The following is a 7,182-nucleotide window of genomic DNA, read 5'->3' as shown; positions in this document are numbered from 1 at the left end:
ACAATACATAGAGTATCGCCAGCATTTACTTTCTGACCCACTTCTACGAATGCTTTAGAGTCTGGGCTTGGAGAGCGGTAGAAAGTACCAACCATTGGAGAAAGAACTTGGTGACCTGCAGGTGTTGCTGCTGGAGCTTCTGCTGCTGGCGCTTCCGCTACTGGTGCCGCTGCTACTGGAGCAGGTGCCGCCGCTGGAGCTGCTGCGTAGTGAATTGGTGCTTGAGGGGCTGCAGTGCCATGACGGCTGATGCGCACTGACTCTTCACCTTCAGAGATCTCTAGCTCAGCAATGCCAGACTCTTCAACTAACTCAATTAGCTTCTTGATTTTACGAATATCCATCTTTTCTTTCTCTTTTATCTTGTGATTAAGACAACCCTCGTAGGGTTGCAGAGTGTTAGGGTTACTTTGCCTGTAGCTTATTGATCGCTGCAGACAGAGCAAATTCATAACCTTGTGCGCCTAAACCGCAAATCACACCCTCTGCTTTATCTGACAGATAAGAGTGATGACGGAATGGTTCACGTGCGTGCACATTTGATAAGTGCACCTCAATAAATGGGATGGCGACGCCAAGTAATGCATCTCGCAGCGCCACACTAGTATGAGTGAAAGCCGCTGGATTGATGATGATGAAGTCAATCTTGCCATAGGCAGCGTGAATGGCTTCAATCAGTTCGTACTCACGATTTGATTGTAGGTGTTCCAGTTCTACCCCAGCGTTATGGGCTTGCTCTGTAAGAGTATCCACAACTTGAGCTAAGGTACTGTGACCATAGTGTGTCGGTTCGCGCAGACCCAATAGATTAAGATTTGGTCCGTTTAGAACAAGAATCCGTGACTTTGCAGACATTGTGTTGCTATCTTCCCTTATCGTGAGTGGAACGTTTATATTCCCAAATATACGATAGTTCAGCACGATTTTTTTGTTAAAACCGAGCAAATTTTAAAAAATCGACCAAGATTATAGCTAATTCATAGCAATTAGCAGCAATTTACTGGTCTAATCTCCTAATAGCCACTCTCGTTTCTGTAACCAAGTTAACAAAAACAACATAATTGCCATATTTTTTGTGTGGCCAATTTGTGCACTAAAGCAAAAAACCGCCATGAGTGATGGCGGTTTTTAAAGTGCTTTTAAAACAGTTGGTTGAATTTATGCCAATTCTGCTTTCTCTGCGATAAGTTTATCTACAACGCTCGGATCGGCAAGCGTTGATGTGTCTCCGAGGTTGCTGGTATCACCCGTTGCAATTTTACGCAGGATTCGACGCATGATCTTACCAGAACGAGTCTTCGGTAAGGAATCCGTCCAGTGCAGTACATCTGGTGTTGCAATTGGACCAATCTCTTTACGCACCCAATCTTTCACTTCTTTGTGCAGCTCAGCTGACGGGAATTCACCATCGTTCAATGTAATGTAAGCGTAGATAGCTTGGCCTTTGATGTCATGTGGAATACCAACAATCGCCGCTTCTGCAATCTTGTGGTGCGCCACTAGCGCTGATTCAATTTCAGCGGTACCCATACGGTGACCCGACACGTTTAGTACGTCATCAACACGGCCAGTGATCCAGTAGTAGCCGTCTTCGTCACGACGAGCACCATCACTAGTAAAGTACATTCCCTTGAAGGTTGAGAAGTAGGTCTGTTCAAAGCGTTCGTGGTCGCCATAAACAGTACGCATCTGACCTGGCCATGAATCAAGGATCACCAAGTTACCTTCTGCTGTGGTTTCTTCAATGATGTTGCCCATGTTATCAACCAGTGCAGGTTGGACTCCGAAGAATGGTCGAGTTGCTGAGCCTGGTTTTAAGTCTGTTGCGCCTGGTAGTGGTGCAATTAAGATACCGCCGGTCTCTGTTTGCCACCAAGTATCAACGATAGGCGAGCTCTCGTTACCAATCGTTTTGTAGTACCACTCCCACGCTTCAGGGTTGATAGGCTCACCTACTGAACCCATTACACGTAAGCTTGAACGTGATGTCCCTGCTACCGCTTCGTTACCTTTTGCCATTAGTGCACGAATAGCGGTTGGCGCAGTGTAGAGAATGTTCACTTGGTGCTTATCAACCACTTCACTCATACGAGCCGTGCTTGGGTAGTTTGGAACACCTTCAAACAGAATGGTTTTGGCCCCGTTCGCTAGTGGACCATAAATTAGGTAAGTATGGCCTGTAATCCAGCCCACATCCGCGGTACACCAGAAGGTTTCACCTGGTTGATAATCGAAGACATATTTAAAGGTCATTGCCGCGTAGACGAGGTAACCGCCTGTAGTATGTAGTACGCCTTTAGGTTTACCTGTCGAGCCAGATGTGTAGAGGATGAACAGCGGGTCTTCGGCTTTCATCTCTTCTGGTGGGCAAACGTCAGAAACGTTGGCTGTTGCTTCGTGCCACCAAACATCACGGTGTTCATGCCATTCAACATCACCACCTGTACGTTTAAGCACGACGACTTTATTGATGGTTTTTACGTCTGGGTTGGTTAGTGCTTCATCCACGTTCTTTTTCAGTGGAACAGCGCGTCCGCCACGTACGCCTTCGTCAGCGGTGATCACGACTTTAGCGTCAGAGTCGATGATACGGCCGGATAGTGCTTCTGGTGAGAAACCGCCAAATACTACGGTGTGAACCGCACCAATACGGGTACAAGCGAGCATCGCCACTGCGGCTTCTGGCACCATTGGCATGTATAGACACACCACGTCGCCCTTGCGTACGCCTTGCTCTTTCAATGCGTTGGAGAATTTACACACTTCTTTGTGCAGTTCGTTGAAAGTGAGTGTTTTGTCGTCGGCTGGATCATCGCCTTCCCAAATGATGGCGACGTCGTCCCCGTGTTCTGCAAGATGACGGTCAATACAGTTAGCCGAGACGTTCAGTGTGCCATCTTCAAACCAGCGAATATCAACATGGCCAGTGTCGAAAGAAGTGCTTTTTACTTTGGTGAAAGGTTTGATCCAATCAACGATTTTGCCGTGCTCGCTCCAGAAGCCCTCTGGATCGGTTACCGACTGCTGATACATGGCTAAGTAAGTATCATTATCCGCGTGTGTATGAGTTTTAATATTTTCTTTTACCGGATAAACGTGGGCTTCGCTCATGGCTTCTCTCCTTGTGCCTTATTTCTCGGCCTTACACCAATCTAGATAAGATTTTGAATATATTTTTGTAGGGCTGTTTTTTGGTTCTAAATAACTTGGTCGTGGTAATGACGACGTTGTGCTTATAACTGTCAGTCACCGCGCGTATTTCCACAATTAGACTTTAGGATGAGAGTGATGGAAGCGCCGGGAAATCGCTGAAACAAAAGTATTTCTGGGAGCTAGGTCAACTGATTTTTATGTATACGGCGCGGTTAGGTTGGGTAAATCGCCTTTCGTTAAGCGGACAAAGACCAAAGCGGCAGAAATCGCGTCTTGCAAGGCGTCGTGTTTGTCTTGGATAGGAAGTTCGAGGTGTTTACAAATGGCATCCAGACTTAAGTCGAAATAGGCATTCGGCAAATGTCGTTCCAACTTATCGTGATAAATCTGACTGACCTCGATGAGTGGGTTAGGAAGTGGGAAGCCAAGTTGCCTCAGACAAGCAAGGTCTAAGATCTTTTTATCGTAACGAATGTGATAGCCCACAAGTGGTCGGTTGCCGATAAAGTCGAGCAGCTCGAGCAGCGCCTCTTTTTCACTGATGCCATCGACTAAGTCTTGGTGGCGAATTCGATGGATCTTGACTGAGCCAGAGTCGAGCGATTGCGGCGCGCGTAAGCGGACTTCAAATGGTTGACTGGTGATGATACGGTTGTCGATGATCTTGGTGGCTGCAATAGTCACCAGCTCGGCGCGATTTGGGTCAAGGCTGGTGGTTTCGCAGTCAAGAGAGACATATTCTGTTTTATCTGGCGTGCAAAACAGCGACTGATAAGGCGAACCTTTCAATTTGTAGTACCAGTATTTGCGTTGTAACCAGTTCATTGCTTACGCCTCTGTGATTTATGAAAATCAGGGTTAATCACGAATTTGATAATGGAAGCCTAAAAATTGCTTAAATTTCTTCACCACATGTAAGCTGTGGCGAAGCAAATCACGCTCAGTTCTATCCAGTTGTTTAATATCAATGTTATTCAACGCTTCTTGCTTTTTGAGTTGCTGATTAAGGCGAAGTTTAAAGAACAATTTCAGTGCTTCGTTGAGATTATCTGCCGTTTCGGATTCTAAGATGCGCTTATTTCTCAGAGCTTCAATGCGCTCAAACGTGTTCTTCTCCTCAATGGCATATTCCAAAGACAAGGTGCGAATGCCGTGTACAATTGGGAAAATACCGCCGCGTTTAATGTCCAATCCGTCTTTAGCACTTTTTACGTTGCCAAATAGAGTTAGGGGCACAGAAAACTGCAAGGCAGGGCGAGTAAAATCAGACAATATCAACATGCGATCTTTCATTGTGTCACGAAGATGCGCCGCAATTGGAGCCAGCAGCTCGCAATTCCCAGCAACAGCATGGGCGTCACTGAAAATGGCTAAGTCCATGATTTGTTCTGGTTCGGCTTTAGCTATCCAGTGGTTTAGGGTGCTTATCCATTCTTGCTGTGTTTTGACCCACTTCGGGTTGTTAACCATCACTTTGCCAGGGCAAAGTGGATAACCGAGCTGTTGTAGGGTGTGTGTGAAGGATTGCATCACTTGTTCGCAATGAGGCCATTCCAGACCATCTTGAATAATCAGGCCATTGTCTTGATCGGTTTTGAGAATTTGCTCTCCTCGGCCTTCAGAGCCGAGTACGATCAAGCAACAATGGTCGTGCAAGGCTGGTGGTATCACTAACTCGAACGCTTTCTCGATAATTTGCTCGTTTACGGCTGAGATAAGCTCCATGATGAAGCGAGTGCGGATGCCGTTTTTCAATAAGCTCTCGACCAATTGACGTTGGCGGTTTGAGGCCAAAGCGAGCTCTTCCACGCTGCTTGCTCGAGCAATACTGAGCGTTAACACGTGAGAGTGGGTTGAGAACGCGCTGAGAATTTGGGTCATATCCAGCATGCCGACGGCTCGGTTGCCTTCACATACCATGAGGCGTTTCATTCTATTTCTGGTCATTGTGATCATGGCGTTGAATAGAAAGTCACCATCATCAACGTGATAAACAGGAAAGCTCGCGATCTCACCCACTGGTGTGTCGAGCGCGCAACCATCTATCATCACAGAATGCAGCATATTAGTACGAGTCACTATTGCGTACGGGTGGGCTGATGGCCATTTTTCCAATCGTGGATCATCGCCATGGAGTTGAACCAATGCAGCGTCAATCCCATTTTCTTTTAAGGAACGTGTTACCTCGTTAATTGGTGTATTTGATTCAAGAATCATCGGTGGGTGATAAATGCTGCGGTCAACTTTAGTGAGAATAAACTCCGCTAAGTTTTGCTGTTGATGGGCCGCTTCGATGAGCTCTTGCCGTTTCGATAAATTGTTATCGAAATAGGCTGCAAACTGGCCATTTTCGTTGTAAAGGGCAAGGAAAACTTCTTTCGGCAGTAGGTAAGAGAGCGTGTCCTCAAGCGCGATGTAGTGATGACGTACCTTGTCTTCAAGTAACGAGCGTACATCGAACATATCGTCGTTGGCATAATGTGCGAACACTTCCTGTTGATCGTTGGAGCGCTCTTCTACCGCGCCTTTGATCAGAATATGTAAGTGGGGGTTCTTCTGTCCGCAGGATAAAATAACATCTCGAGCTCGATAGTAGGCGACGTCCAGAGACGATCGCAGTCGCGTTTGTTGTGCTTCAGTTAAGCGATCGAACGGTGGAGATTGCATGTTAAATTTGTCAGGCATGAGAACACCCAATAATGATGGAAGGAACACTCTCTAAGTCTGACAAATTTCTTACCGGAAGCCAGACGACTTTGGTCTAAATTACGATGTTTTCGCTTGAAGATGCCAAATGTCGCAAAGTTAGTATTCCATCGAGGAAACGATAAGTTTCTTATTCTTCCCTTTTTATAATACGCATGGCGATCCATAATTCCCGGCTCGAACGTTGGTGTTCCCGTTTTAGGATATTAGTAATGTTGAAACCTTCTCCGTATGGCTGGATTTCCCAGTACTTTCTCGGATTCTTCTTTGCGTATGGCGTGTATCTGCCATTTTGGTCACTTTGGTTTAAGGATCAGGGCGTATCTTCGACAGATATCGGTTTGCTGGTCGGGTTAGGCCTTGCGACACGTTGTGTTGCCAATATCGTGATCACCCCACGAGTACACAAAGTCGAACATCTTATGCCTGCTTTACGTTGGTTGAGTTTCGCTGCCCTCCTTTTTGTTGGATTTCACTTTTTTACGGGTGGTAGCTTTTGGTTAATGGCACTAGCGACAGTGTTGTTCAATCTTTGTTGTGGACCGATTATTCCGTTGTCGGACGCGATGGCAAATTACTACGCTCGCCTGAAAATGCTCGATTATGGCCGCACGCGGCTATGGGGTTCGATCGCCTTTATCGCAGGCTCGACGGCAGTGGGCTACCTGGTGGCTGAATTTGGCTCCGATATGATCTTGTACACTGCGATGTTCGGCGTGTTTATCTCGTTGCTGTTTGCTATGCGACCGACTAACCCAATGCCTGTAACGCACGGTGGGCAAAGCGCAGAACGTCCAAAGCTGACCGCTCTTTTGACCGACAAGCCGATACTAAAATTCTTAGTGTTGGTGTCACTAATTCAGGGCAGTCATGCGGCTTACTACGGCTTTAGTGCGATTCACTGGAAGGCCGCTGGTCACTCGGAAGATGTCATTGGCTACTTATGGAGCTTGGGGGTGGCCGCAGAAGTGGCAGTGTTTGCACTGAGTAAGCGTTTATTCGTAGGTTGGTCAATACGCGCGCTGTTTATTGCTGCAGCCGTTGGTGTAATGATGCGTTGGGGTATTACGGCGTCGACAACATCAATTATTGCTTTGGTGATTGTTCAACTATTGCATGGTGTGACTTTCGCTACCGCACACATTGCCGCGATCCAATATATCCAAAACTCCGAAGAAAATAAGATCGTAGCGTTGCAAGCGTTGTATAACGCGATTCCGTTGGGCGCATTTATCGCGTTAATGACCGTATTGAGTGGCTGGGGTTATGAGCACTGGGGACCGCTTGTGTTCTGGGGCATGGCCGCGATGGGGTTATTGGCTC

General features: G+C 46.8%; 6 protein-coding genes. 1 reads left to right on the top strand and 5 read right to left on the bottom strand.

Annotated elements, in window-relative coordinates:
• The 5 genes from accB to CAG68_RS18075 all read right to left on the bottom strand — a co-directional run.
• The coding region (gene accB, locus CAG68_RS18095) for an acetyl-CoA carboxylase biotin carboxyl carrier protein (RefSeq protein ID WP_161441464.1) at window positions 1–344 on the bottom strand (344 nt) is incomplete at its 3' end.
• A gap of 61 nt (window positions 345–405) precedes the next feature.
• Window positions 406–855, bottom strand: coding sequence for a type II 3-dehydroquinate dehydratase (aroQ, locus tag CAG68_RS18090; protein WP_005382360.1), 450 nt, complete (start codon window positions 853–855; stop codon window positions 406–408).
• A gap of 303 nt (window positions 856–1,158) precedes the next feature.
• Complete coding sequence (gene acs, locus CAG68_RS18085; protein ID WP_054577285.1) at window positions 1,159–3,111, bottom strand: acetate--CoA ligase; 1,953 nt, start codon at window positions 3,109–3,111, stop codon at window positions 1,159–1,161.
• 237 nt (window positions 3,112–3,348) lie between these two features.
• Window positions 3,349–3,978 carry a 3'-5' exonuclease gene (locus CAG68_RS18080; RefSeq protein ID WP_025768818.1) on the bottom strand — a complete coding sequence of 210 codons (630 nt, stop codon included), beginning with the start codon at window positions 3,976–3,978 and terminating at the stop codon, window positions 3,349–3,351.
• Between the two features lie 33 nt (window positions 3,979–4,011).
• Window positions 4,012–5,838 (bottom strand): DUF294 nucleotidyltransferase-like domain-containing protein, encoded by a 1,827-nt coding sequence (locus CAG68_RS18075; protein ID WP_161441463.1) that lies wholly within the window; start codon window positions 5,836–5,838, stop codon window positions 4,012–4,014.
• A gap of 233 nt (window positions 5,839–6,071) precedes the next feature.
• Between CAG68_RS18075 and CAG68_RS18070 the strand changes: the two genes are divergently transcribed.
• Window positions 6,072–7,182, top strand: a 1,111-nt coding sequence (locus CAG68_RS18070) for a 3-phenylpropionate MFS transporter (RefSeq protein WP_161441462.1), incomplete at its 3' end; no start/stop codon positions are given.

It is taken from the genome of Vibrio sp. V42_P2S4T144 (assembly GCF_009904715.1).
In the GTDB taxonomy this organism is placed as follows: domain Bacteria; phylum Pseudomonadota; class Gammaproteobacteria; order Enterobacterales; family Vibrionaceae; genus Vibrio; species Vibrio alginolyticus.
The sequence above is the reverse complement of the archived record's forward strand: the minus strand, read 5'-3'. Positions and strand labels throughout refer to the sequence as shown.